General features: G+C 68.0%; 22 protein-coding genes and 2 tRNA genes. 10 read left to right on the forward strand and 14 right to left on the reverse strand.

The window, feature by feature from the left end:
- Positions 1 to 27: 27 nt before the first annotated feature.
- Positions 28 to 1,122, reverse strand: a complete 1,095-nt coding sequence (locus tag IEX71_RS01490; RefSeq protein WP_188835194.1) for a sodium:calcium antiporter — start codon at positions 1,120 to 1,122, stop codon at positions 28 to 30.
- 298 nt (positions 1,123 to 1,420) lie between these two features.
- Between IEX71_RS01490 and IEX71_RS01495 the strand changes: the two genes are divergently transcribed.
- The 3 genes from IEX71_RS01495 (at position 1,421) to IEX71_RS01505 (ending at position 3,691) form a co-directional block, all read left to right on the forward strand.
- Positions 1,421 to 2,029, forward strand: coding sequence for a mycothiol-dependent nitroreductase Rv2466c family protein (locus IEX71_RS01495; RefSeq protein ID WP_188835826.1), 609 nt, complete (start codon positions 1,421 to 1,423; stop codon positions 2,027 to 2,029).
- Positions 2,030 to 2,041: 12 nt separating this feature from the next.
- Positions 2,042 to 2,509: a ribose-5-phosphate isomerase gene (locus IEX71_RS01500; protein WP_188835195.1), complete on the forward strand. Its 468-nt coding sequence runs from the start codon at positions 2,042 to 2,044 to the stop codon at positions 2,507 to 2,509.
- 93 nt (positions 2,510 to 2,602) lie between these two features.
- On the forward strand, positions 2,603 to 3,691 hold the full coding sequence (locus tag IEX71_RS01505) for a PP2C family protein-serine/threonine phosphatase (RefSeq protein WP_188835196.1): 1,089 nt from the start codon (positions 2,603 to 2,605) through the stop codon (positions 3,689 to 3,691).
- Between the two features lie 82 nt (positions 3,692 to 3,773).
- Here the strand turns inward: IEX71_RS01505 and IEX71_RS01510 are convergent, their stop codons facing one another.
- Both IEX71_RS01510 and IEX71_RS01515 read right to left on the reverse strand, forming a co-directional pair.
- Positions 3,774 to 3,953 carry an antitoxin gene (locus IEX71_RS01510; protein ID WP_188835197.1) on the reverse strand — a complete coding sequence of 60 codons (180 nt, stop codon included), beginning with the start codon at positions 3,951 to 3,953 and terminating at the stop codon, positions 3,774 to 3,776.
- A 360-nt stretch (positions 3,954 to 4,313) separates the two neighbouring features.
- A tRNA-Gly gene (locus tag IEX71_RS01515) sits at positions 4,314 to 4,384 on the reverse strand.
- 99 nt (positions 4,385 to 4,483) lie between these two features.
- Here IEX71_RS01515 and IEX71_RS01520 point away from each other — a divergent pair.
- The 5 genes from IEX71_RS01520 to clpX all read left to right on the forward strand — a co-directional run bounded on the left by IEX71_RS01520 (position 4,484) and on the right by clpX (position 9,117).
- A tRNA-Pro gene (locus IEX71_RS01520) sits at positions 4,484 to 4,557 on the forward strand.
- Between the two features lie 94 nt (positions 4,558 to 4,651).
- Positions 4,652 to 6,031: a trigger factor gene (gene tig, locus IEX71_RS01525; RefSeq protein WP_188835198.1), complete on the forward strand. Its 1,380-nt coding sequence runs from the start codon at positions 4,652 to 4,654 to the stop codon at positions 6,029 to 6,031.
- Positions 6,032 to 6,245: 214 nt separating this feature from the next.
- A complete protein-coding gene (locus tag IEX71_RS01530; protein ID WP_188835827.1) occupies positions 6,246 to 6,833 on the forward strand; it encodes an ATP-dependent Clp protease proteolytic subunit in 588 nt (195 codons plus the stop codon).
- Positions 6,830 to 7,498 (forward strand): ATP-dependent Clp protease proteolytic subunit, encoded by a 669-nt coding sequence (locus IEX71_RS01535; protein WP_308420945.1) that lies wholly within the window; start codon positions 6,830 to 6,832, stop codon positions 7,496 to 7,498. The genes IEX71_RS01530 and IEX71_RS01535 overlap by 4 nt, the downstream gene beginning before the upstream one ends.
- Positions 7,499 to 7,827: 329 nt before the next feature.
- On the forward strand, positions 7,828 to 9,117 hold the full coding sequence (gene clpX / locus IEX71_RS01540) for an ATP-dependent Clp protease ATP-binding subunit ClpX (RefSeq protein WP_188835199.1): 1,290 nt from the start codon (positions 7,828 to 7,830) through the stop codon (positions 9,115 to 9,117).
- 38 nt (positions 9,118 to 9,155) lie between these two features.
- On the opposite strand, the gene IEX71_RS01545 is transcribed toward clpX, so the two are convergent.
- From IEX71_RS01545 to IEX71_RS01590, 10 genes are all read right to left on the reverse strand, one after another.
- A complete protein-coding gene (locus IEX71_RS01545; protein WP_188835200.1) occupies positions 9,156 to 9,713 on the reverse strand; it encodes a hypothetical protein in 558 nt (185 codons plus the stop codon).
- Positions 9,710 to 11,014, reverse strand: a complete 1,305-nt coding sequence (locus tag IEX71_RS01550) for a DUF58 domain-containing protein (protein ID WP_188835201.1) — start codon at positions 11,012 to 11,014, stop codon at positions 9,710 to 9,712. Before IEX71_RS01550 ends, IEX71_RS01545 begins: the two co-directional genes overlap by 4 nt.
- Positions 11,015 to 11,022: 8 nt before the next feature.
- A complete protein-coding gene (locus tag IEX71_RS01555) occupies positions 11,023 to 12,003 on the reverse strand; it encodes an AAA family ATPase (protein ID WP_229749372.1) in 981 nt (326 codons plus the stop codon).
- Entirely contained in the window at positions 12,000 to 12,542 is a 543-nt protein-coding gene (locus tag IEX71_RS01560; RefSeq protein WP_188835202.1) for a hypothetical protein, read from the reverse strand. Before IEX71_RS01560 ends, IEX71_RS01555 begins: the two co-directional genes overlap by 4 nt.
- Complete coding sequence (locus IEX71_RS01565; protein ID WP_188835203.1) at positions 12,539 to 13,267, reverse strand: DUF4129 domain-containing protein; 729 nt, start codon at positions 13,265 to 13,267, stop codon at positions 12,539 to 12,541. The genes IEX71_RS01560 and IEX71_RS01565 overlap by 4 nt, the downstream gene beginning before the upstream one ends.
- 111 nt (positions 13,268 to 13,378) lie before the next feature.
- Positions 13,379 to 16,021, reverse strand: a complete 2,643-nt coding sequence (gene valS, locus IEX71_RS01570) for a valine--tRNA ligase (RefSeq protein ID WP_188835204.1) — start codon at positions 16,019 to 16,021, stop codon at positions 13,379 to 13,381.
- 131 nt (positions 16,022 to 16,152) lie between these two features.
- Positions 16,153 to 17,595 (reverse strand): wax ester/triacylglycerol synthase domain-containing protein, encoded by a 1,443-nt coding sequence (locus tag IEX71_RS01575; protein ID WP_188835205.1) that lies wholly within the window; start codon positions 17,593 to 17,595, stop codon positions 16,153 to 16,155.
- Positions 17,595 to 19,052, reverse strand: a complete 1,458-nt coding sequence (locus IEX71_RS01580) for an HAD-IB family hydrolase (RefSeq protein ID WP_188835206.1) — start codon at positions 19,050 to 19,052, stop codon at positions 17,595 to 17,597. Before IEX71_RS01580 ends, IEX71_RS01575 begins: the two co-directional genes overlap by 1 nt.
- Complete coding sequence (locus IEX71_RS01585; RefSeq protein WP_229749373.1) at positions 19,049 to 20,929, reverse strand: lysophospholipid acyltransferase; 1,881 nt, start codon at positions 20,927 to 20,929, stop codon at positions 19,049 to 19,051. The genes IEX71_RS01580 and IEX71_RS01585 overlap by 4 nt, the downstream gene beginning before the upstream one ends.
- Positions 20,926 to 21,624, reverse strand: a complete 699-nt coding sequence (locus IEX71_RS01590) for a GNAT family N-acetyltransferase (protein WP_229749374.1) — start codon at positions 21,622 to 21,624, stop codon at positions 20,926 to 20,928. Before IEX71_RS01590 ends, IEX71_RS01585 begins: the two co-directional genes overlap by 4 nt.
- A gap of 173 nt (positions 21,625 to 21,797) precedes the next feature.
- Here IEX71_RS01590 and IEX71_RS01595 point away from each other — a divergent pair, with 173 nt between their 5' ends.
- The gene (locus tag IEX71_RS01595; RefSeq protein WP_188835208.1) at positions 21,798 to 22,385 is read left to right on the forward strand and encodes a T6SS immunity protein Tdi1 domain-containing protein; all 588 of its coding nucleotides are present in this window, start codon (positions 21,798 to 21,800) and stop codon (positions 22,383 to 22,385) included.
- 125 nt (positions 22,386 to 22,510) lie between these two features.
- On the opposite strand, the gene IEX71_RS01600 is transcribed toward IEX71_RS01595, so the two are convergent.
- Entirely contained in the window at positions 22,511 to 24,358 is a 1,848-nt protein-coding gene (locus IEX71_RS01600) for an NAD(P)-binding domain-containing protein (RefSeq protein WP_188835209.1), read from the reverse strand.
- Between the two features lie 113 nt (positions 24,359 to 24,471).
- Here IEX71_RS01600 and IEX71_RS01605 point away from each other — a divergent pair, with 113 nt between their 5' ends.
- Positions 24,472 to 25,656, forward strand: a complete 1,185-nt coding sequence (locus tag IEX71_RS01605; RefSeq protein ID WP_188835210.1) for a sigma-54-dependent transcriptional regulator family protein — start codon at positions 24,472 to 24,474, stop codon at positions 25,654 to 25,656.
- Positions 25,657 to 25,662 lie beyond the last annotated feature (6 nt).

The following is a 25,662-nucleotide window of genomic DNA, read 5'->3' on the forward strand; positions in this document are numbered from 1 at the left end:
CTGCTGGTGCCGCGGCAGGCCCGAAGGTCAGTCCATCTCCACCGGGACGGTCCCGAACACCTGCAGGCTGCCGATCCAATAGACGACGTAGAGGGCCATCAGCACGACACCGTGCCAGCGCTGCAGCCGACCTGTCGAGATGAAGGCGGCAGCGAGCCAGGTGAACACCGCCAGTGCCGGGAGATGCCACTTCAACACGTCAGTCCCGACCACGAGGCTGCCTGCCAGCGCGATCACGCCCAGCTTGCCGGTCGCCGCGAAGATCACACTGCCGACGATGTTGGCGACCCCGACCTCCGGGGCACCCTTCCGGATGGGCTCGACGGTCAAGAAGATGTCTTCGATCGTGAGCACCGCGGTGGCGATCGTGGCGCCGAAGACGGTCTCCTCGAGATCGAACTGCTCCAGGATGCCCTCGGTGCCGATCCCGAGCAGGGAGGCCCCAGCGATCAGCCCGACGAGAGCCAGGAGCGCCAGCCCGAGGCCGGGCCAGCCACCGATCACGCTCGCGAAGGGCAGTTTCTCGGAGAGGTCGCCGTTCGAGCCCGCTCCATCTCGTCGCGCGGTGTCGGCAACGGCGTTGCCCCCGGTACGCTCCGCGACCATCGTTCCGCCTGCGCCGGCGGCGCCTGCTTCCTGCAGAACGAAGGCCTCGTGCAACTCGGCGTCCCGGAAGACCGGACGGTCCGCCCGGGACTCCTGGACCACGACGTAGGCCAGAAATACCGCATACGCCGCGATCAACAGCACGCCATGAACCACGCTGAGCGGGGCGGCCAGCGAGAACCCGAGCATCACCAAGGGCGTGAGGGCGAAGCAGAAGAGGTAGTTGCGGGGAATGCTGACCTTGCACGGTGTGAGGATCGCCGCCAGTGCGAGCACCAGCCCGATCATGGAGAGCGCGGTGCCGAACACCACGCCCACCGCGACGCCGTCGAGATCCTCCATGTTGAGGGCAACGCCGAAGATCACGTCGTCGAACTCGATGCCCGTGAAGACGACGGCGAGCAGGAACAGCGACACGCGCAGCCCCCGTGCGACCCCGACCAGGTAGCCGATCAACTTCTCGGCGCTGTAGACCAGCAGTACCGCACCCGCCAGGAAGATCAGGATCGATGTCATGGTGGTCCGCCCTCAGCTCAGCTCGGTCTCGTCCCGATTCGCCAGGTGACGGCGGCGAGACAGTAACTCGTCGGAACCTATCCGGGGCGCAGTCGGGCGTACAGGGGTCGCCGCGGGCTCGTGTTCCGGTGCCGTTCGCGTGCCTCGACGCACCGCTCGTCGCACATCTGCATCGCAGTCGCCGAGGCGACGGCTGTCGTCCACAGCCCGAACGTCGCTCCGGATGAGCGCACTCGGTGGTGGGTGGCAGGATTGGACCGTGACGAAAGACGATGCGCAGCAGCGCCAGCCCGCAGAGATGTTCTTCGACCCGTTGTGCCCTTGGGCGTGGATGACGTCGCGATGGCTGATGGAGGTTGAGAAGGTCCGCCCGATCGAGGTCACGTGGAGCGTGATGAGCCTCTCGGTCCTCAATGAGGGCAAGGACGACCTGCCCGAGAGCTACCGCGAACTGCTCGACCGCGGCTGGGGCCCGGTCCGGGTCGTCATCGCCGCGGCGCGTGAGCACGGCGACGAATACAAGAAGAAGCTGTATGACGCCATCGGCACCCGCCTGCACCCTGGTGAGATGGGCGGCACGGACGAGGGCCAGCGCAAGGCGGTCGTCGAGTCCTTGGAAGAGGTAGGACTGCCGGCCGAGTTGATCGACTTCTACGACAACGTCCCTGGCGACGAGATCGACAAGGAGCTGCGGGCGTCCCACGAACGCGGCATCAGCCTGGTCGGCGAGGACGTCGGCACCCCGGTCGTGTCGTTCGGCGACATCGCGTTCTTCGGCCCGGTGGTGACGCCGGCCCCCAAGGGCGAGGCTGCCGGCAAATTGTGGGACGGCTGCCTGCTCGTTGCGGGCACCCCGGGTTTCTACGAGATCAAGCGCACCCGTACCGCGGGTCCGGACTTCAGCTGAGGAGCAGCAACGATGCGAGTGCACATCGGTGGCGACCACGCGGCATACGAACTGCAGCGGGCGCTGGTGGGTTGGCTGACCGAGGAGGGCCACGACGTGGTCGACCATGGGGCCAAGGAGTATGACGAGCTCGACGACTATCCGGTCTTCGTGCTGCGCGCGGCCGAGGGCGTCGCGGCCGACGCGGGCTCGCTGGGCGTCGTGCTCGGCGGCTCCGGCAATGGCGAGCAGATGGCCGCCAACAAGGTCGAGGGCATCCGCGCCGCGCTGTGCTACAACGCGGAGCTGGCGCAGCTCGCGCGACAGCACAACAACGCGCAGGTCATCTCCATCGGCGGCCGGTTCAACACCGTCGATGAGGCCAAGGAAATGGTGCGGGTGTTCCTGGAGACGCCGTTCTCCGGAGCGGACCGTCACCAGCGCCGGATCGACATGGTCGAGGACTACGAGAAGGCCGGTCAGCTGCCCCCTGAGCGGTGACCGCGAACCTTATCCCATGGATTTGGTTTGGGATGGGTAAGAAGTCGGTAAATTCTATCGATCTCGGTGCCAGTCGGGCGTCAGGATCACCGCATGGCCATCGATCTCTCGCTTGCTCCGCGACGGCTCGCCCGTCCGTCTGCGGCGACCGTTCGACCCGGATCTGATGCCGCGACCGGCGCACTCGTGTGCCTCGTCATGCTCGTGGGGCTCGCCACGGTTGCCTGGCCGAGCGATGTCACCTTCGCGTTGTTCATCCCGCTCGCGGTCGCCGCGCGCATGGTGCTGTCGAGTCGTCGCACCGCGTTGGTGTTCGGCGCGGTCGGGGCCGTCTACCTGATCAGCGCGATCGACAGTGGCCGGCCGGAGTCTTTCGCGCTCGGGTTGGTCCTGGCCGCCACGATGGGCGTCGTATCGGTCGTCGACCGGCGCCATACACGTGCCGGGGTGACCACCGCCGTCGGTGGCTCGATGCTGATGGACCTGCGTGAGCGCCTGCGGGTGCAGGGGCAGCTGCCGATCCTGCCGAAGGGCTGGAACGTCGAGGCCAGCGTGCAGCCGGCCTACGGCGACTCGTTCTCGGGGGACTTCGTGGTCGGCAACAGTCCGACGCGTGATCGCTTCGACCTGGCGCTGGTGGACGTCTCGGGCAAGGGGTGGACCGCCGGCACCCGGTCGCTGCTCCTGGGCGGCGCCTTCGCCGGCCTGCTCGGCGCGATGGAGCCCGACAGGTTCCTGCCCGCCGCCAACGACTACCTGATGCGGCAGGGCTGGTCCGAAGGCTTCGCGACCGCGGTGCATGCCTCGGTCGATCTGACCAGCGGCAACTACAGCCTCGGCTCCGCCGGGCATCCGCCGGCCATGCACTTCCATGCAGGCTCCGGTCGCTTCGCACCGATCGATGGTGCGTCCGGTGTCGCGCTCGGGATCCTGGACCGGCAGTCGGCCGACGACTTCGTGCGTGTGACGGGTCGCCTCGAGCGCGGCGACGCCCTGTTGCTCTTCACCGACGGTGTCATCGAGCAGCCGGGTATGGACATGATGCAGGGCGTTGACCGGATGCTCGGTCACGCCGACCGCGCGCTCGCCGTCGGCGCTCGGGGTGCGGCGACCCGGATCTGCACCATGGGCAGTGGGGGACTGGCCGACGACCGCGCGGTCGTGGTGATCTGGCGCGAGTGATCGCGCTGCTCGACTCCCCGTCAGGACAACGTTGAAGGGCCCGGGTGTGAAACCCGGGCCCTTCAGTGTTGCTTGCGGTGGATCAGAGGTCGCCGAGCTTGTCCTTGGCGGCGTCCTGGCCACTGTCGATCTTGTCGGAGTACTTGCCACCGGTCTTGTCGTCGATGGCGTCCCCGGCCTGGTCGACGCCGTCCTCGATCTTGTCCTGGTTGTCCCCGGCGAGGTCGGAAATCTTGTCCTTGGCGCTGTCGAAAAGACCCATTGGATATCTCCTTCGAATTACCGCCGGCCGATCGCCGACGTCCTGACCCTTGCACCCTCGCACATTTTCCCGGCGAGAGTCGATACCCGCAACGACGATTTCTACTGATTGGTAAGTAGCGCTCGCGGGCCAGTGAATCAACGGCGACGGGGCCGGAAACGAAGGACCACACCGAGACGACGGCGAAGAGACGCTGCCGATCGGGCCGAGTCGGTAACGAAGAACAATGGCGCAGCGACGATGCCGGCGGCGCGAGCCTGCGAGCGCCGGGGGAGGAGGAGCGCAGCCCAAGGAAACAGCCGCTCGACAGAAGAAGGAGGTCCCAGGCGCGATCGCGCCTGGGACCTCCTTCTTCTGTCGAGCGGGCGACGAGAATCGAACTCGCGTAATCAGTTTGGAAGACTGAGGCTCTACCATTGAGCTACGCCCGCGTGGTTGAAACGACCGCCGATGTGCGGTCGCGCTAACCGAGGCGTTAGCCTACTGCCCGCCCGCAAGTGCGCCAAACCGGCTCCGCGTGCGGCGTATGACGGGGTATGGCGCAGCTTGGTAGCGCGTCCGCTTTGGGAGCGGAAGGCCGCCGGTTCGAATCCGGCTACCCCGACAGCTAGCATTACCTGTTAGTGCGGCGCGTGTCGTCGTAGTAGATCGGGCTTCGTGCGCCGGAGCCGAACCACCACCAATTTGGAGTCCCTGCAGTGAAGAGTGCCGTCGAGAAGTTGGGTCCGACCCGCGTCAAGCTTTCCGTGGAGGTCCCTTACGAGGAGCTGAAGCCGAGCGTCGACGAGGCGTACAAGGCCATCGGCTCCCAGATCCAGGTGCCAGGCTTCCGCAAGGGCAAGGTGCCGGCTCGGATCATCGACCAGCGCATCGGCCGCCCCGCAGTGCTGCAGGAGGCCATCAACGAGGCACTGCCGACGTTCTACAGCCAGGCCCTGGTCGAGAACGAGCTGCGCCCGATGGGCCAGCCGGAGGTCGAGGTCACCGAGGTGCCAGTCGACGACGAGCAGCCGCTGAAGTTCGACGCGGAGCTGGACACCGCGCCGGAGTTCGACCTGCCCGACTTCTCGCAGATCACCGTCGAGGTCGACCCGTTCGAGGTCGCCGACGAGGACGTCGACAAGGAGTTCGACGCGCTGCGTGAGCGCTTCGGCACGCTGGCCGGCGTCGACCGCGCGGCTGCCGACGGTGACTCGGTAACCATCGACCTGAAGGCGACGATCGACGACGAGGACATCGACGACGTCTCCGGCATCAACTACGTGATCGGTTCGGGCAACATGCTCGAGGGAATGGACGAGGCGCTCGCGGGCCTGTCCGCCGGCGACACCAAGACGTTCAAGGCACCGCTCGCCGGTGGCGAGCACCAGGGCCGGGACGCCGACATCACCGTGACGGTGCAGGCCGTCAAGGAGCGCCAGCTGCCCGAGCTCGACGACGACTTCGCGCAGATGGCTTCCGAGCACGACACGCTCGACGAGATGCGCGCCGAGGTCACCGAGCAGGTCACCCGCACCAAGCGTTTCGAGCAGGGTGTGCAGGCGCGCGACAAGGCGCTGGACCACCTGCTGGAGACCCTCGACCTGCCAATGCCGGAGAAGGTCATCGAGAGCGAGGTGCACCAGCACCTGGAGAACGAAGACCGCCTCGAGGACGACGAGCACCGCGCCGAGGTCGACGAGTCGACCCGCAAGTCGCTCAAGACCCAGCTGATCCTGGACAAGCTCGTCGAGCGTGACGACGTGCAGGTGTCGCAGGAAGAGCTGATCGAGTACATCGTCATGTCGGCCTCGCAGTACGGCATGGACCCCAACCAGTTCGCACAGACGCTCGACCAGCAGGGTCAGGTGCCGGCGATCATGGGCGAGGTCGCCCGCCGCAAGGCGCTGGCATCGATCCTGGACGAGATCAAGGTCGTCGACACCGACGGCAACGACGTCGACCTGAGCGAGCTGGACGACGACGAGGACGAGGACACCGAGGGCGCGACCGCCGAGGCGGCCGACGAGTCCGACGAGTCCGCGGACGACAGCTCGCAGGAGCCGTCGGACGAGAAGAAGGACGACGCTACCGTCTGAGGCGTCACCCGCCATACCTCCGCTGTATGACGAAACCCCTTCCGCACCGCAGGCGTGGGAGGGGTTTCGCACGTCCGCAGCCGGCCACAATTCCGCCGTGGGCGAACATGGCCCGAACCGGGGAGTTAGTTCGGTGGTGCGGGCGTTAAGGTCCAGTGAGATCACACATCAACGAAATGATGGAGACGCGGTGAGCAACGCACAGGAGGTGTCCATGGCCACCGAAGGACAAGTTGGCTTGGACGATCAGATCTACAACCGGCTGCTCAAGGAACGAATCATCTTCCTCGGCTCCGACGTCCGCGACGACAACGCCAACGCGATCTGCGCCCAGTTGTTGCTGCTCGCGGCGGAGGACCCGGAGAAGGACATCTGGCTCTACATCAACAGCCCCGGAGGTTCGATCTCTGCGGGTATGGCGATCTTCGACACCATGAACTGGATCCCCAACGACGTCGCCACCGTCGCGATGGGTATGGCGGCCAGCATGGGCCAGTTCCTGCTGTCGGCCGGCACACAGGGCAAGCGTTACGCGACGCCGCACGCGCGGGTGATGATGCACCAGCCGTCCGGTGGCATCGGCGGCACCGCCTCGGACATCAAGATCCAGGCCGAGCAGCTGGTCTTCATCAAGAAGCAGATGGCCGAGCTGATCGCCGAGCACACCGGTCAGACGGTGGAGCAGATCGAGAAGGACTCCGACCGCGACCGCTGGTTCTCGGCGGAGGAGGCCAAGGACTACGGCTTCGTCGACCACGTCTTCGAGCGGTCCACCGACGCACCGGGTCGGAGTAACTCATGATCAACAGCTTTGGAGCACAGATGAATTCGCCGTATGCCGGGGTGAGTGTCCCGCAACCGAGCAGCCGTTACATCCTGCCGCAGTTCGAGGAGCGCACGTCCTACGGCATGAAGCGCTCGGACCCCTACAACAAGCTGTTCGAGGACCGCATCATCTTCCTCGGCGTGCAGGTCGACGACGCATCCGCCGACGACATCATCGCCCAGCTGATCGTGTTGGAGAGTCAGGACCCGGACCGGGACATCCTGATGTACATCAACTCTCCCGGTGGCTCGTTCACCGCGTTGACCGCGATCTACGACACGATGCAATACATCCAGCCGGACGTGCAGACGTTCGTCATCGGTCAGGCGGCTTCGGCCGCCGCGGTGCTGCTGGGTGCGGGCTCACCGGGCAAACGGTTCGCGCTGCCCAACGCGCGCATCCTGATCCACCAGCCCTCGATGGAGGGCGCCGGCGGCACCGCATCGGACCTGGAGATCACCGCCAACGAGGTCTTCCGGATGCGTGAGTGGCTGGAAGCGACCTGGGCCAAGCACACCGGTCGCACGCCGGAGCAGGTCAAGCAGGACATCGAGCGCGACAAGATCCTGACCGCCGAAGAGGCCAAGGAGTACGGCCTCATCGACCAGGTGCTGAGCAGCCGCAAGGCCTCGGCGCAGTAGTTCGCAACGTTTCGCACGGCACGCTGGTGTCGTGCCGAATGACGGCTTCTTCGGCGAGCGACGGTCTGCAAGGGGCCGTCGCTCGGCGAGGGAGCCGTCATTCGCGTTCGCGCCGGCGCCGTGCGGTGGCCGGAGGCCGCGCCAAGCATTCCGCCCTGAGCGGACAGGCGTGACTTGATGTGCGACACCGGGTTTCAATGGAACCTGCATCGGTCGGCGCACGGTAGCGTCGGCCGGACACAGATCACGACGGATCGTCATCCGCGCCCGGATGACAGCACGACATACGCAGCACCACATACGCAGCACGGCATACGACTGGAGGGCACGTGGCACGCATCGGAGAAGGCGGCGACCTGCTGAAGTGCTCTTTCTGCGGCAAGAGCCAGAAGCAGGTCAAGAAGCTGATCGCCGGACCAGGCGTCTATATCTGCGATGAGTGCATCGACCTGTGCAACGAGATCATCGAGGAGGAGCTCGCCGAGACCTCCGAGCTCGGCCTCGAGCAGTTGCCGAAGCCGCGCGAGATCTTCGACTTCCTCGAGCAATACGTCATCGGCCAGGACAACGCGAAGAAGGCGCTGTCCGTGGCGGTCTACAACCACTACAAGCGCATCCAGGCGGCCGACCAGCCAGCGGCGACCAAGAAGGACGGCCCGCCGGTCGAGATCGCCAAGTCCAACATCCTGCTGATCGGCCCGACCGGCTGCGGTAAGACCTATCTGGCGCAGACGCTGGCCAGGATGCTCAACGTGCCGTTCGCGATCGCCGACGCGACCGCATTGACGGAGGCCGGCTATGTCGGCGAGGACGTCGAGAACATCCTGCTCAAGCTGATCCAGGCTGCCGACTTCGACGTCAAGAAGGCCGAGACCGGCATCATCTACATCGACGAGATCGACAAGGTCGCTCGCAAGAGCGAGAACCCGTCGATCACCCGCGACGTGTCCGGAGAGGGTGTGCAGCAGGCGCTGCTGAAGATCCTCGAGGGCACCACGGCGAGCGTGCCGCCGCAGGGCGGGCGCAAGCACCCGCACCAGGAGTTCATCCAGATCGACACGACCAACGTGCTCTTCATCGTGGGCGGCGCGTTCGCCGGCCTGGAGAAGATCATCGAGGCGCGCACCGGTCGCCAGGGCCTGGGATTCGGTTCCGACCTGAAGTCGGCCAAGGACCCGATGACCAGCTTCTCGGACGTGCTGCCCGAGGACCTGATGAAGTTCGGGCTGATCCCGGAGTTCATCGGCCGCCTGCCGGTCATCACGTCGGTCGAGCCGCTCGACCGCGCGGGTCTGGTGTCGATCCTGACCGAGCCGCGCAACGCACTGGTCAAGCAGTACGAGAAGATGTTCGACATCGACAACGTCGAGTTGGAGTTCACCGAGGACGCCGTCGAGGCGGTCGCGGAGCAGGCGATGTTGCGCGGCACCGGTGCCCGTGGCCTGCGCGCCATCCTCGAGGAGGTGCTGCAGCCGGTCATGTTCGACGTCCCCAGCGATGACGACATCGCCCGGGTCGTGGTCACCCGCGAGGTCGTGCTCGACAACGTCAATCCGACGATCGTGCGTCGTGAGACGGCTCCGGCCCGCAAGCGCACGCAGCGCAAGGAATCCGCCTGACACGGAGCCGACTCAGCTCCGGAGACGCCCGGCACCGATCACCGATCGGTGCCGGGCGTCTCCTTGTCCTCGCCGCCGGTCAGGCGGATCATGACCAGGATCGCGACGATGAGCGCGAGGAGGGCGGCCGTGGCGCCATACGGCATGATCTCGTTGTTCGTCGGCTCGATGAGCAGCGTGAGGCCGGCGACGAGCGTCGTCGCGAGGCCGACCAGGATGGTGCGGGGCACCCAGACGGCGAGTATGGCGCGAGGGATAGGTGCCTGATCCGGTCCACTGGCGACCAGCGCGACCGCCACGTGCGCGACCAGCAGCAGCCACGCCGCGGGGATCACCCACCACGACCCGGCGTCCATCCCGCTGGTGAGCCATTGCAGGATCATCGCGGCAAGCAGCAACAGTCCCGAGAAGCTGTCGCTGTTGCCGAGGAGGACCACTCCGGCGACCAACGTCGCAGCGAGGCCGTACCACGACATGGTGCCGGCGACGTCGGTGATGACGAGCAGCACGAGCGCGGCGAGCAGCGCGGCAGCCAGGGCGTTGACGCGGTCCCGGTGCAGCTGGACGATGCGCTCCATGCGGGGGAGGAAGTTCACCGCCGCACCACCCGTGGTTGCGGACGGGCGGACAGACGTGACAGTGCGGGATCAAGGCTTCCCGGGCCACGCCACGCGGTGACCGGCACGCCGAGCCGCTGGATGGCGCGGATCTCGCGGTCCCGCTCCAGCAGCCGCAGCCGAGTGGCGATCGCCATCCCGGCGTCATCGGTCGGCACCTCGCCGGGGAAGCAGTCGATGACCAGCACGGTCATACCGCGCTGGGCCAGCTTCGCGGCCAGCGCGAGCGGCATCGGGCTGAGTAGAGGACTGACCAGCAGCAGCACACCGCCGGGACGGATGCGCGTGCGGATGGACGCCGTGCGGAAACCGGTGCCTACGCCGCGCTCGATGCCGGCGAGGCAGTCGACGACCCGTCGGCTGTGCAGTGTGCCCATGCCCATGGGTAGGCGCACGGGTTGCATCCCGCCGACCACTTCGAGGCCGACCCGGTCACCACGGCCGAGGAAGTGCGTCGCCACGCCCGCGGATGCGCGCACCCCGAGGTCCAGCGAGCTCGCGTGCTCGGTCTCGGCATCGGCGGCGGTGAAGTCGGCGGACGCGTCGAGCACCACGAGCACCTCGGTGTCCTGCTCGGCGAACGAGGTCCGCACGTGCAGGGTGCCGGTGCGGGCCGAGACCGGCCAGTGGATCCGGCGCAGCCGGTCGCCGGTCTGGAACTGTCGGATGTCCGCGAATTCGGTGCCCTCGGCCTTGGTGTTGCTGCGGTTGACGCCGATCAGGCCCTGGGGGTGGGGCAACGCGCGCTTGCTGTCGAAGGTCGCCGTGTCCGGCCGGGTGGTGACCCGGACCGCGGGTACCCGTACCGTCCCGTAGCGGAAGCCGCCCCACGACCCGAACACCGCGACACGCGTGCCGAGGATCTCCCGGGTACCCCACCGTTTCGGTCGCCACCGCAGGGTGCTGGTGACGTGACCGCTGTCGAGCATGCCGGCGACCGCTCCGGACTCCGGGGTCATGGTGAGCATGCGTCGGTCACCGACATACGCCGCGAACTGCTCGGCGTCGGCGCAGTCGATGCGCAGCGTCCAGGCCTCCGTGCTGCCTTCCAGCGGCGAGGTCGCCGACACCGTGCCACTGATCGACGGTATGGCGCGAGGGCGCGTCGCCAGGGTCCACACCGTCACGATGAGCAGGGGTGTGCCGAGCACGAGCAGGTCCGACCGGCCGAATACGACGGCGGCACCGAGCAGGACCGCGCCCAGCGTGGCAGCACGCAGGAACACCGGGGTGATGTGCCACCCAGGATCGGTCTGCGGGCGAACCGTGCGCGATGCCATCGCAGCGATCAGTCCTTCGCCGTCACCGGCGCCGGCACCGTGCCGAGTAGTCCGCGCACGACGGAGGAGGCGGTCACCCCGCTCATCCAGAGCTCCGGTTTGATGGTGACGCGGTGCGAAAGCACCGCCAGGGCAACAGTTTTGACGTCCTCGGGGGTGACGAAGTCGCGGCCACGGACCACCGCGAGCGCGCGGCCGACCAGCAGGAGCGCGAGCGAGCCACGGGGGGAGGCACCGATGAGCACCTGGGCGTGTTCGCGGGTCGCGGCTGCCAGGCGCACGCAGTAGTCGACGACCGAGTCCTCGACCTGGAGCTGCTCGATCGCAGCCTGCATCCCGAGTAACCCGGCCGCGTCGGTGACCGGGTCGAGGGAGATGTCCTCCTGCTGGCGCTGCATGCGCCGCTGCAGCACGTCGATCTCCTCCTCCTCGGTGGGGTAGCCGAAGCTGACCCGGGAGAGGAAGCGATCCAGTTGTGCCTCGGGGAGTGGGTAGGTGCCTTCGTACTCAACGGGATTGGCGGTCGCGATGACGTGGAAGGGATGGGGCAGGTGGAAGGTCTGTCCTTCGACGGTGATCTGCCGCTCCTGCATCGCCTCCAGCAGCGCGGCCTGGGTCTTGGGCGGTGTCCGGTTGATCTCGTCGGCCAGCAGCAGGCCGGTGAAGAGCGGTCCCTTGCGGAAGTCGAAGGTCGCATTCCGCTGGTCGAAGATGAAGGATCCGGTCAGGTCGGCGGGCAGCAGGTCCGGGGTGAACTGCGCCCGTGCGAAGTCCAGCCCGAGGGTCTGCGCGAGCGACCGGGCCGCCAGCGTCTTGCCGAGGCCTGGGTTGTCCTCCAGCAGCACGTGACCACCGGCGAGGACGGTCGCCAGCACGAGCTCGAGCGCGCGGCGCTTGCCGACGACGGCGAGCTCGATGCTGTCCAGGATCTGCTCAGCACGCGCGGTGGTCTCGGCGATGGTCGGTATGGCGGTGGTTTGCTCGGTCACAGTGCCTCGATGCGGTTGATGATGTCGGTCACGGTCTGGCGGCCCACCGGCGGAGCTGGTTGGGCGGCGAGGAACTCGGCCAGCACGGGGTCGGTGCCGGCGAGCAGCTCGGCGTCGCCCGGGACATGCGCCGCGCCGCTCTCCGCGGCGCGCATCCGTAGTCGGTCCAGCGAGACGTCACGCAGGATGCCCTGGAGTCCCGCGGCGCTCGCGTTGGGTGCGCCGTTGTCCTTGCTGACGGCGGCGTCGTCGATCAGCCGTCGCAAGTAGCTGATGCGGGAGTCCGGGCTGGTGCGCATCCGTCGCCCGATCGGGTCGCCCTCCCACTCGGTGGGATCCCACTCGACCCGGCGGTCGCCCGCCCACCAGCAGATCGCGAAGAAGGCGCCGACCGCGGCCAACAGGCCGAGTGGGTCGGGACGCAACTGCAGCCACGAGGTGAAGATCCACAGCCCGAGCCAGCAGGCCACGAAGATCGCGACCCGACGCACCCATTGACGTCGGCGCCCCGCCCCGGGGTCGTCGTGCGGTGACGTCATACCCGCTCCTGGGTGGTGGGCAGGGAGCGCTGCAGGGTGTGCAGCGCCTTGAGTGCGGCCGCACGGTCGGTCTCGGACACCGGGTGCTGGGAGTAGCGAGCCTCCCGGTAGAGCGCGCCGAGCGTGCGCAGGGAAGGACGGTCGATGTCCAGCGCGTCCAGCACCCGGATGGTCAGCTCGGCCGAGGTCTCGCTGGGGCGCCGTCGGACACCGGCGGCCGCGACCGACTGCTCGAGATCGACCCAACAGGCGATGATCGCGTTCGACGGCGTGCCCTCGTGCAACCGCTGCCGCTGCCGGTGCGTCGCTTCGGTGACGGCATCGAGCACGGCGTCGTCGACGTCGGGCAGCGGACCCGCGTGCTGGACGTGACGCCGGTGCCGCCACCGGCGGATCAGGGAGACGACGACGGCGGCCAGCACCCACAGCAGGCCCAGTAGAAGGAGGCCCAACATGACGTCGGTCAGAACTGTGCCGAGGGCACTCGAGCCGTGCTGGCGGGACGGTCGAGTCTGGTAGCTCCTGGTGCCGCCTGGAGGAGTCGGCGGTGTGTAGGTGCCGTACCGGATGTGGATGTTCGGATCGCGCTCCGGGGCGTGCAGGATCGGTGTGTTCCGCGCCGTGGTGATGACGATCAACACGATGAGGGACAGGGCCGTGCCTGCTGCGACGAGCAGCAGGCGACGGTCCCGTCCCTTCGGCGGTTGGTCCTCCCCAGAACTCACCGCTCCAACGTAGGACTCGATCGTCCGACGCGTGGTCGAACGCAACCCTTTCGTTACGAGTAGTCCTCGGCCGGCGTCAGTTCCTCGCGGCGCGGTCCGCCCGGGGGACCGTCACTTCTTGCGGGGCGGCGGCGGGACCAGTTGCACGTCTCGGACCTCGAGTGCGTCGGCGGCGTCATACTTCAGCGAGCCGGTCAGCTTGCCCGCCGCGCGCAGGTCGGCCTCGGACGCCCGCACCAGCGCCTGCAGGTCCGCCGGGGCGGCCAGCGTCAGTGCGGTCACCTCGGCGCGCATGCCGAGCTTGGCGTCGGACTTGGCCTTGCGGATGCCGGCCAGTGCCTCGCCGACCACGTGCAGCGCTGTCGGGTCGCCGGTGGAGGGGCCGCACTCCTCGGGTGTCGGCCAGCTCGCGCGGTGGACCGACTCGGAGTGCCACCAGGACCAGACTTCCTCGGTCGAGTAGGGCAGGAACGGCGCGAAGAGACGCAGCTGCACGTCGAGCGCGATCCGTAGTGCCGCACGGGCGCTAGCGGCGGCGGCGTCGCCCTGGCTGCCGTAGGCGCGGTCCTTGATCAGCTCGATGTAGTCGTCGCAGAACGTCCAGAAGAACGCTTCGGTCAGCTCCAGGCTGCGGGTGTAGTCCCACGACTCGAAGTGCTTGGTCGCCTGCTCCACCAGCGTGTGCAACCCGGACAGCAGTGCCAGGTCGAGCGACTCAGTGACCGCGGCAGCGAGGTCGCCCTCTACCTCGCCCATGCCGAGGGCGAACTTGCTGGCGTTGAGCAGTTTCATCGCGAGGCGACGGCCGACCTTCATCTGACTCTCGTCGTATGCCGCGTCCATGCCCAGGCGTCCCGACGCGGCCCAGTAACGCACGGCGTCGGCGCTGTGCTGGGTCAGCACGTCCTCCGGCGTGACCGCGTTGCCCTTGGACTTGGACATCTTCTTGCGGTCCGGGTCGAGGATCCAGCCGTTGATCGCGGTGTCGGTCCACGGCACCGAGTCGTGCTCGAAGTGGCTGCGCACCACGGTCGCGAAGAGCCAGGTGCGGATGATGTCGTGGCCCTGCGGGCGCATGTCCATCGGGAAGATCTTGGCGAAGAGCTCTGCGTCGTTGCGCTCGCCGGCGTTGCTTGCCACCGGCCAGCCGGACACGATCTGCGGGGACAGCGAGGACGTCGCCCAGGTGTCCATGATGTCCGGGTCGCCGGCGAATCCGCCTGGCACGCCGCGTTGTTCGGCGGTGTAACCCGGCGGCACATCGGTCGCGGGGTCGATCGGCAGGGTGTCCGCCGCGGCCGGGATCGGGTGCTCGTGGTCGATCTCGCCGTCGGCATCGAGGGGATACCAGACCGGGAACGGCACACCGAAGAACCGCTGCCGGCTGATCAGCCAGTCACCGTTGAGACCTTCGACCCAGTTGGCGTAGCGGCTGCGCATGAAGGCCGGGTGGAAGTCGATCTGCTCGCCGCGCGCGATGAGCGCCTTGCGCAGGTCCGCGTCCCGGCCTCCGTTGGTGAGGTACCACTGGCGGCTGGTGACGATCTCCAGCGGCTTGTCGCCCTTCTCGAAGAAGTTGGCCTTGCGCTGGGTCTTCTGCGGCTCGCCGTCCAGGTCTCCGGACTCGCGCAGTGCGTCGACGATCGCGATCCGGGCCGAGTGGACCGTCTTGGTGGCCATGCTCTCGGCATACAACTGCTCGCCGGGACCGCCGGCAACCCAGGCCGGTGTCTCGCCCTGCAGGCGGCCGTTGCGGGTGATGATCGAGCGCATCGGCAGTTGCAGCTCGCGCCACCAGGTCACGTCGGTCAGATCACCGAAGGTGCAGCACATCGCGATGCCTGCCCCCTTGTCCGGCTCGGCCAGGCGGTGGGCGAGCACCGGGATCTCGACGCCGAAGAGCGGTGAGATCACGGTGGATCCGAAGAGCGCCTGGTAGCGCTCGTCGTCGGGGTGGGCGATCAGCGCCACACATGCCGGGATCAGCTCGGGGCGGGTGGTCTCGATGTAGACCTTCTCGTCGCCGCGGTGGAACGCCACGCGGTGGAACGCACCCGGGTAGTCACGCGCCTCCAGCTCGGCCTGCGCCACCGCTGACTGGAACGTCACGTCCCACAGGCCCGGTGCCTCGGCCTGGTAGACCTCGCCGCGCTCCAGGTTGTGCAGGAAGGCCTGCTGCGCCACAGCGCGGGACCGGTCGTCGATCGTGCGGTAGGTCTGTGACCAGTCCACCGACGCGCCCAGCCGGCGGAAGAGCGACTCGAAGGCCACCTCGTCCTCGGCGGTCAGCTCCTCACACAGCGGGATGAAGTTGGCGCGGCTGATCGGCACCTGGTCGGCGGCCTTGACCGACTTGCCCTCGGCGCCGCGCAACGGCGGCGTGAAGTCGGGGTCGTATGCCGCGGAGTGATCGCCGCGCACGCCGTAGTAGTTCTGCACACGCCGCTCGGTCGGCAGCCCGTTGTCGTCCCAGCCCAGCGGGTAGAAGACCTCTTTACCCTGCATCCGCTGGTAGCGGGCAACCACATCGGTGTGCGTATAACCGAAGACGTGGCCCACGTGCAGACTGCCGCTCGCGGTCGGCGGCGGCGTGTCGATCGAGAACACCTGGTCGCGGGGGAGCGACAGTGCGCGCTCGCGGTCGAACTTGTAGGTGTCTTGCTCGCGCCATACAGCCGCCCACTTGTCCTCCAAGCCGTCCACGGTCGGCTTGTCGGGGATCTGGGGGGCGTTCCTGCCGGCGGCGTCAGTCATGCCGCACATGATCCCATCCACGCGCGCGGAGTGACCAATCGGTTTCGCGTATGGCGCCGCTCTCTTCTGCCGAGTGACGGCTTCTTCGCCGAGTGACGGCGTGATCCGACCGTCAGTCGGCGAGGAAGCCGTCACTCACCGGTGAAGGAGAGCGTCTCGTCCAGACCCTCCTGCAGGCAACGGCGCAGCTGCGGCAGGTCCTTCACGGCCCGCCCGTCGACGTTGACCGCGATGCACGCCGTGTCGACGCAACTGAGCAGGGACGCCGAGATCGCCACTCCGGGCAGGGGACCGAACGCGAAGATGCCGGTAACTTCTGCACCCGCCATGTATGACGTCCGGGTCGGCCCGGCATTGACGGCTATGGACGCGTCGGCCACCGCCCCGGACCGCTGCAGCGCGACGAGCAACTGCGAGGGCAGGACGCCGGTCACCGGCGCGGCCGCACGCAACGCGTCCAACGCCTCCTCGGTGTGCAGGGACAACACCTCGCCACGCACCGCAGCGATTCGGTCGGCGGCGTCGGCGATGCCGATCGGCGCCGCGATCATCGCGCCGGCGAAGCGGTTGCCGCTGCTCGGGTCCTCTGCGCGGTTCAGCGAGACACGGACGCTCATCGACAGGTCCTCGAGCTCGACGCCGTGCTCCTGGTGATAACGCCGCAGCCCGGCCAGCACCGCCGCGATGAACACGTCCTGCAGCGATCCGCCGACGGCGCGCGCCGATGCGGTCAGACCGTCGAGCGGCGTCGTCAAGGTGAGGAACTGCCAGTCGGTGCCCTCCCGGTCGGTGAGCAGCGGCGACGGCAGGGCCGGAGCCCCAGCGGTCAGGCGACGCACCGACGCGGCATACCGCATGCCCTCCGACACGGCGCCCAGCGGATCACGGATGGCGGCGAACCCGCGGCCCGCAGCGGTCAGCGCGCGGCGCGGTGCACCGACCAGGCTGCCGAAGCCACCGATCGCGCTCAGCCGGATCGGGTCGGTCGGTGCCGGTTGAGGTGCTGCGCTCGGCGCGGTCGGCTTGTCCGGGGTGTGCTCGCGGGTGCGCGACAACAGCATTGACAACAGCTGCACGGTGCCGGGCGTGTCGGCGAACGTGTGATGGATCCGCAGCACGCACGCCGCGCTCCCGTGGGTCATCCCGGTGAACAGCGTGGCGTCCCACAGCGGTCGGTGGCGGTCGATCGGCGCCAGCGCGATCGCCTCGGCTGCTTGTATGACGTCCTCGGTCCGGCCGTCGCCGCCGAGGTCGCGGCGATGGACGTGACGGTCGATGTCGAAGTCGTCGTCGTCGACCCAGACCGGGGCGGTCGTCGGCACAGCTGGCTCCATCACCCGTTGACGCAACCGGCGGACCAGCTTCGTGCCCCACTCGTAGGCGGCGTGGAAACGCTCCCAGTCCGGCTCCTCGTCGAGCAGGATCACCACACAGTTGGTCGCGGACAAGGTCGGGTGCCGCTCGGATCGCCAGAGGATGGTTTCCACCGGATCCAAGGTCGGGCGGTGTGACCAGGCGGCCGCAGCGGCCCAGCGTTCGCGGTCCGTCCGGTCGTCGATGTGCCCGCTCGCCATCAGTCCTCCTGCCTCGGCCAGTTGGCAAGGGTCTGCTCGAATGCCTTGTGGAGCTTGGTGATTCGTCTGTCCATCGTCTTCACCGTCCAGTCGGTCTCCGGTGGCAGCACCGCGACGTCGACGCGTCCCGGCTTGAGCACGAAGGAGTGTTTGCCGAGCAGTTCACCGGTGTTGCGCAGCACGATCGGCACGATCGGCACGCCCGCCTGAACGGCCAGGTGGAAGGCGCCCTTCTTGAAGCGGCCGAGCGCGCCCGTGGCGGATCGGGTCCCCTCCGGGAAGATCATCAGCGAGGTCCCGGAGCGGATCCGTTCGACCACCGGCTCCAGTGCCGCGCGGGCCTCCGCCGAGTTGGACCGATCGATGTAGACCGGGTCGAGCAGCAGGCTGCCGGCGAGCGCGCGGGGGTCGAGCCGAGCTTCCTTCTTGGCGACCACGGTGAAGTCTCGCTTGAGCAATGCACCCACGACGACCGGGTCCAGCGAGCTCTGGTGGTTGGCGACGAAGACCGCCGGGCGGTGCGACCAGAGCCGCTCCTCGTCGAGCACGTCGAGTGAAACACCGGCCATGGCCAGCGGCAGGCCGGTGATGAGCCCGGTCGTGGCGTTGAGCCCGCGCTGGCGGTCCCCGCTGAGCAGCCCGATCGTCATACCGGTCGACGCGGCGGCGTTGAGCCCGCCGAGTGCGGCCGCCGTGCGGGCGATCGAGGTGAGCGATCCCTTGGCCGGGTCGCGCAGGTTCAGGATCGGCCAGCCGAGACGTTCCGCGGCCGCCCGCAGCCCACGGTGCGGGTTGAGGGCGACCGGGGAGCCGACCGACGACAGGAACGCGACGTCCTCGTAGCCGTTGCCGTAGGCGTAGGACCGGGTCAGCTCCAGTCCGTGCTCCTTGGCGAAGGCGCGCACTGCTGCGGCCTTGTGCCGACCCCACAGCATCGGTCCTTCGGTCTCCCCGGTGAACACGCCGTTCTCGACGGCAAGCCGAGTGCAGACGAGGTTCTCGATGCCGAGTTCCGTTGCGATCGGAGCGATCTGGTACAGCGTGGCGGCCGAGGCGACCGCCACCGTGTGGCCGGCCGCGAGGTGCGCTCGCACGAGTGCACGGGACTCGGCACGGATCGTTCCGGCGATCTTGCGCAGGAACAGGCGTTCGCCGGCTGCGACGTAAGCCTCCTCCGACTGGCCACGCAAAGACGCGAAGAACCGTTGCGAGATCTTCGTCGGATCGCCACCGAGCACCTCACCGTCGACGACGTCGACGATGCTGCGCAGCAGGTCGATCGGCGTGATCTCGCGCTTGCGCAGCTGATCGCCGAAGAACGTGGTGCCGGTGTAACCGGCGACCAGGGTGCCGTCCAGGTCGAAGAACGCTCCGACCTGCGGACCCTGGGGGCCGGCCTCGATCCGCTCGATCGCCGTCCGGACCGGCTGGGACAGAGCGCTCTTCGGAGTGGTCATCGACGCAACTCGCTCCGGTCGGCGAATGCCGGCGGAGTGGCGCCGACGCGTCGCCCGGCGAGCTCGCCGATCAGGGCGACCCGGCGTACCGAGTCGGCGATCTCGGCGGCGAACGTCTCACGTCGGGCAGCCACGTCGTCTCCCGCTTCCAGTAGGTGGCGGTGACGCGCGAGCGCCAGCGCGGTCTTGTAGAGCTCGAGCGACACCGACTCCGCCGAGGCGATCCGTCGCTGCAGCGCCCACTGTTGGCCGACCGCGAGAGTCTCCTGGAGCAGGTCGTCCTCGTCGACGGCGGCGTCGCCCTGGGCGGCGAGTCGGTCAGCCAGCACGAGATAGGCGTCGAGGAACGGCCGCAACACCAGATGCGCGACATGTGGCCTGGCCGAAGCCAGCAGACGCGCGGCGGCGTCCGGGTCGATCCGGTCGATCTCCTCGCCGGCGGTGATGCGCAGCTCGGCGCGCAGGTCCTGCTCGAACTGGTCGCGGCCGGGGAAGAAGAACTCGAACTTCAGCAGGTCACGCAGCCGCTTGGCCTCCTCCCAGCCGACCTGCAGCTGACCGCCCTCGGGGAGCTTGGTCTCCGGATCGAGCTCGGAGACGGTCAGCATCGCCAGCTCCAGAATGGCGCGGTCCACCAGGATGTGGATGACGGTGTTGCGATAGAACGCGGCGACCAGGTGCTGGTCGGGGCTAATCCGCCATACGGGCTCGGTGCCTCGGTCGTAGCCGGTGAGCACGCCGCCCATCACGAGGTCCTGCAAGGCCCGCCGCACGGTTGAGCGGTCCCGCAGGTTGGCCGCACCGGCCACCGGCCACTTCCGTGCCTCGATGTATGACGCGAGCGGATGCACGGTCTCCAGCACTTCGTCGAGGTTGAGCGCCCGATCCTCCCCGAGCAGCGCGAGGCACACGATCGCGGTGACAGTGACCGGAGTGGCCCGGTTGAGCCGGTGGCTGATGTCGAGCGCGATCCGCTCGATCGCCTGCGAGGTCGTCAGGCCGTCCGCGTGCAGCGCTTCGAGACGTTTGCGCAACGGGAACGGTTCACCGATCGTCAAGTAGGCCCGGCCCATGCGGGCGCGTTGCACGGCAGCGAACCGCACCACGAAGCCGAGGCTCTCGGGCTTCTTGCGACCACCGGTCGCCTCTGCCGTCATACCGGCCACCTCGTGCAACTGGTCGTAGACGATCGACACCGGCACGACCTGCGCATCGATCTGGTCGGCACCCTCGACCGCGTTGACGATGTATTTGAGGATGCCGTGCACCGGTGGTCGCAGCTTGCCGGTGCGGGTCCGGCCACCCTCGATGGACCACGCCAGGTTGCGATGGTTCTTGACCAGCTGGCGGACGTAGGACTTCAGCGTCAGCCGGTAGATCGGCAGGTTGCCGGTGGAACGGCGGATGAAGACCATGCCGCTGCGGGCGACGATCTGACCCAGGACCGGCAGGTCGAGGTTCGCGCCGCCGAAGGTGAAGGTGGGGCTGAAGCGTCGGGCACGCAACACGTTGGGCACGGCCACACCGTCGAGATAGGAACGGTGGCTGAACGCGAGCGCGAGACTGTTGGTGCGGTCCAGCTTCTTCAGCTTCGCGATCTGTTCCTCGTCGACCAGCACGTCATACGCACGCAGGAACCAGTCGCCGGCACGGCTCCAGTTCTTGGTCGTGAATGCCCCGTGGCTTGCTGCCATCTCCCGTAGGTACTCGGCGGCCTCGGCGCGGACCTGGTCCACCGGCCGCCCCTCCTGCGCCGCGGCCCGGCTGAGCCGATCGGCGAACCACGGGTCGTGCAGGAGCTCGTCCGCCTCCTGCGGCGGTGCGGGCATGGGCAGCGCGCGATCGAGAGCGTCGCGTGCTCGCCAACCAAGACTCATTTCAGTGGCCTCCTTTGCGGGGTCGACCGAACCTTCGCACACTTCCACGCCGGTGCGCATGGGTCACGGCGCGGCGCCACTCGCGAGATATTACCGAGAAGTACCCGGGCGGTCAGTGGTCCGCGATGGCGTAGATGTCCGGTCGCAGCCTGGAGTACATCAGCAGGTCGACGCGGCGGCCGCCGATCTCCTCGTGGGCGCGCAAGAGTCCTTCGAGCGCGAACCCGGCGGATTCCGCGGTGCGGATCGACGCGGTGTTCCACGGTTCGATCCGTGCTTCGAGGCCGGCACAGCCCGCTGATCGACCACGCGAAGCCGGCCAACGCCTTCAGAGCATCGGCGGCGACTCCACGACCCCGGGCGCTCGGCGCGACCGAATAGCCGACGCCGGCCCGGCCGTGCTGCAACTCGCGGACCCACAGGCCGGCACCGCCGAGAGCCGCGTCGGTGTCGCGGTCGGCGACACAGAACGAGAAGCCGGCGCCCTCCTCGAGTCGACCGCGCTGACGGTCGATGTAGGCGCGGGCCTCGTCGTTGTCGGCGTCGGCGGGCAGCGTGCCGATGGTCGGCACGTAGGGATCGGTCGCCAGGTCGCGCACCATCGCCACGTCACGGTCCTCGAACGCACGTAACCGGACAGCGCCATACACCAGCGCCTGGGTCGGCCACCGCAGGTCGTCCTGGGACTTCGTCATACCCCGAACCTATGGCGGTCGCCGCGTCCACGCATTGAGATTCCGTGCGCCGCCGCGGGTCGCGGTCGACCGGGCGTGAGGCACGGCACGTCAGGGCAATACCGCATGTTCGGCATGCCGGGCGCTAACGTCGGGGTGGAATGTCCGACCACCGGAACACTGTGGAGTGAGTAATGCCAGAGGTCAGCGCGGTGCAGCCGTTCATCGACACCTTCCCGCCCGATGCCGGTGTGCGCGTCCCCGACGCCGACTTCATCACGTATGGCGAGGGTCAACTACCGTCCGCGCTGATCGGTCTGTGGCGTGCCCACGGTCTCGGTTGGTATGGCGGCGGGCGTGTCGCACTCGTCGACCCCGGCACCTGGATGCCGGTGCTGCAGACGTGGTTCGGCTCGAGTGTGACCAGCACGCCGTTCGCGGTGACGAGCTTCGGGCACATCTATCACTACGACCGGGTCGGCGGCCGCGACCGGATCCAGTGCCTCGACCCGCACTTCCAGCACAACGCCGTCGTCGCCGAGGACGGCGCCGACTTCTTCACCGGGCATCTCACCGGCTCGACCTCGCACCTGTCCGACCTGCGCGAGCTGCACAAGGCGGCCCGGGAGGCGCAGGGCGAGCTCGGGCAGGACGAGATCTACTACTTCGAGCCGATCCTCGCGCTGGGTGGGCAGGTCAACCTGGACAACCTGCAGAAGGGCAACGGGCCGGAGCACGTGAGCGACATACACCGGCAGATCGCGGCACGCCAGCCACACTGAGGCCTGACGACACCTGCCGTTGACACTAAGGGCGAGTAACCGACGACTGTCGTCGGTTACTCGCCCTTACTGGCTGGTAACGGCGAGTAACCGACGACAGTAGCGAGGATGAGCTCGGGCCGCCGTCACGACGTGTGGTGGACCTCCTGCAACCCGTAGACGTGCGTCGGGATGCCTTCGTAGCGCGCCTTCAGTTGCAACGCGAGATAGAGCGAGTAGTGCCGTGACTGGTGCAGGTTGCCGCCGTGGAACCACAGCGCCTCTTGCTGGGTCGGCTTCCACATGTTCCGTTGCTCGCCCTCCCACGGACCGGGGTCCTTGGTGGTGTCGGAGCCGAGGCCCCAGACCTTGCCGACCTTGTCCGCGGTCTCCTGGTCGATGATGTCGGCGACCCAGCCGTTCATCGAGCCGTAGCCGGTGGCGTAGACGACCAGGTCCGCGGGCAGTTCGGTGCCGTCCTCCAGGACCACGGAGTTCTTCGTCAGGTGGTCGACATTGCCGTGTGCGAGCTTGACCTTGCCGTCACACACCAGCTCGGCAGCGCCCACGTCGATGTAGTAGCCCGAGCCACGCCGCAGGTACTTCATGAACAGGCCCGACCCGTCGTCGCCCCAATCGTGTTGGAAGCCAACCTTTTCCAGCCGGTCGTAGAAGTCCTTGTCACGCTCGGCCATCTGCTGGTAGAGCGGGATCTGGAACTCGTGCATGATCCGGTAGGGAAGCGAGGCGAAGATCATGTCCGCCTTGTCGGTGGTCACACCGGACGCGACCGCGCGCTCGGAGTAGAGGTCACCGAGGCCGATGTCCATCAGCGACGCGGACTTCACGATGTGGGTCGACGACCGCTGCACCATCGTGACGTCGGCGTCGTGCTCCCACAGCGCACCGCAGATGTCGTGCGCGGAGTTGTTGGAGCCGATGACGACGACCTTCTTGCCGGTGTAGGCCTCCGGGCCGGGGTGCTGGCTGGAGTGCTGCTGCTCGCCCTCGAAGACGTCCATGCCCGGGAAGCTCGGCAGGTTGGGCTTGCCCGACATACCCGTGGCGAACACCAACTGTTTCGGCTCCAGGACGATCTCTTCGCCGTCCCTGTCGACCACCACGCGCCAGGTCTTGCTGTCCTCGTCGTATGTCGCCGACGTGACCGACGAGCGTGACCAGTAGGGCACGTCCATGACCCGCGTGTACATCTCCAGCCAGTCGCCGATCTTGTCCTTGGGCGCGAATACCGGCCAATTCGAAGGGAATTGGAGATATGGCAGATGGTCGTACCAGACGGGGTCGTGCAGGCAGAGGCTCTTGTAGCGGCCGCGCCATTGGTCCCCGGGCCGGTCGTGTTTGTCGAGCACGACGTGGGGGACCTTCAGCTGGCGCAGGCGAGCTCCGAGGGCGATGCCGCCCTGGCCGCCGCCGATGACGACGACATACGGCTGCGCGGTCCGGCCGAGTGCGGACTCCTCGTCCTGCTTCTTCTCCAGCCACGACTTACGGCCGCGAGCGAGCTCGTGCTCGACTCCCTTCGGCCGGCGGTCGCCCTGGTCCTCCTCGTGGCCCTTCAGCTCACGCAGGCTGGTCAGCAGGGTCCAGCCGCGGGGGGCTCCGTCCTCGTCCTTCAGCCGCAGGTGGCCCTTGGCCCGGCCGACCGCGGTCTCGAAGGTAATCCAGCACTCGATGACGCCGCCTGCCTCGGTGGCCTCCTCGCTGAGTTGCCAGTCGCTCGGGTCGGTCGTGTCGAGGGTGTGCTGCAGCAGGTCGCGTATGCCGTCCCGGCCCTCCACAGTGCGGATGTTCCAGGTGAACGACACCAGGTCGCGCCAGAAACTCTCGGTGCCGAAGAGGCCGACGGCGGCCTCCACGTCCCGTGCTCGCAGTGCTGCGTCGAAATCGGCGAGCCAGGCCTGCGCCCGCTGCTGCGGAGTGGCTGTCGTGGCCGTGTCCGGTGCCACGGTCCGGGAGTCCAACGTGTCGGTCATCGCAGGTCCTTTCCATTGACTGTGACCTACAGCACACTCCGCGGCTACGCTGGGTGGAAGCGTTGCAGCACGTTGCAACGCCGTTCGCGGCGTCGCCTAAGGAGTTGCCCGTTGTGACCGACTACAACGCGATCTCTCCCGGGACCGACCTGGCCCGCTACGCGCGAGAGCTGATGCGGATGCACGACACCGTCATCGGCGGCGGCCGGGCAGCCATCCAGCCACGGCCGGTCGTGTCCCGCTCCTGGCGGCGTGTGCTCGGGCTGGGCCTCGTGCCCGACCGGTCGGGCGCTCGCGACCCCCTCGGCGTGGAGCGGCTCGAGCAGTTGCGCTCGGAGTCGCCGCTGCGGCTGGTGATCGACGACCTGGCCCGGGTGATCTCGAGCGTGGCGGACGCATCCCACTTCCTGATGGTCGTCACGAACGGCGACGGCATCATCCTGTGGCGCCGGGGCGACACGCGCGTGCGGCGGCGCGCCGACGAGCTGGGCTTCAGCGAGGGCGCTCGGTGGACCGAGTCGGAGGTCGGCACCAACGCGATCGGCACCGCGCTGCAGGAAGGAAGTCCCGTCCAGCTCTTCTCGGGGGAGCATTTCGAGCAGGCTCAACACCCCTGGTACTGCACGGCGTTCCCCATCCACGACCCGCGCAGCGGCGGATTGCTGGGCATCGTGGACATCAGCGGCCCAGCGCTCACGCTGCACCCGGCGATCAGCGCGCTGGTCGAGACCGCTGTGCTGCTCGCCGAGTCCCTGCTCCGACGTCACCATGAGGCGGCCCTCGAACGGCTGCGCCTCGTCGCCGAGCCGATCGTGTCAGCGGCCGGAAGTCCCGCGCTGGTCGTCGACGACGCCGGCTGGGTCGCGCACAGCGCCGGCGTCGCGGTCCGCGACCGCATCGCGGTGCCCGAGCTGGACCGGCCGATCGCCGTCCCCGGCCTCGGATTGTGTATGCCGGAACGCCTCGACCTCGGCTGGTTGGTGCGGCCGGCCGCGACCGACCGGAGGATCACTGCACACCTGCAGCTCGGCCGGAAGCCGGTCATCGAGATCCACGCCGATGCGCAGCCGTGGCGGACAGCGCTGTCGCAGCGGCACGCGCAGATCCTGCAGCAGCTGGCGGGCGTGGGCCGCGAGGGGCTCACGCCATACGACCTGAGCGTGGCGCTGTTCGGCGACGGCGATCACACGGTCGCCGCACGCGCCGAGGTATCGCGGCTCCGGCGCACGCTCGGCGCGATTGTTGACGGCAGCCCCTACCGGATCGCCGACGGTGTCGAGCTGACAGTGGCGCACTGACCTCGA

This window comes from Flexivirga endophytica (assembly GCF_014640635.1).
Taxonomy (GTDB): domain Bacteria; phylum Actinomycetota; class Actinomycetes; order Actinomycetales; family Dermatophilaceae; genus Flexivirga; species Flexivirga endophytica.